The sequence below is a fragment of the Pseudoalteromonas sp. SIMBA_162 genome, assembly GCF_046535955.1.
GTDB classification, from domain to species: Bacteria; Pseudomonadota; Gammaproteobacteria; order Enterobacterales; family Alteromonadaceae; genus Pseudoalteromonas; species Pseudoalteromonas marina.
Genome location: NZ_JAWJBQ010000304.1, coordinates 1 through 277, shown reverse-complemented (window position 1 = coordinate 277; position 277 = coordinate 1). Strand labels below are relative to the sequence as shown.

The 277-nt window shown below is 66.1% G+C and carries 1 protein-coding gene; it reads right to left on the bottom strand.

All coding sequences use genetic code 11. The features are described 5' to 3' along the window. Nucleotides 1-277 (bottom strand): EAL domain-containing protein (locus R0J88_RS19795; RefSeq protein ID WP_410900845.1); only part of this gene is annotated, 277 nt, incomplete at both ends.

Below are 277 nucleotides of genomic sequence, written 5' to 3'. Positions count from 1 at the left end.
CCAGCCGCTGCGGGGCAATGGCATACCTCTGCAGTTCGTTCAGCAGCCGCATGGCGAAGTCGCCTTGGCGCAGTTGCAGGGCGGATACATTCACGGCCAACCGCGTTTCCCGGCCCTGCACGTCCCAGCCCGCCAAGGCTTCACAGGCCAGGCGCAACACCTCCCAGCCCAGATCGACAATGAAGCCGCTGCGCTCTGCCAGGTCGATGAAGCGGTCCGGGTACAGCAGGCCGAACTCGGGGTGGTCCCAGCGCACCAGCGCTTCGTAGCCCAGTAC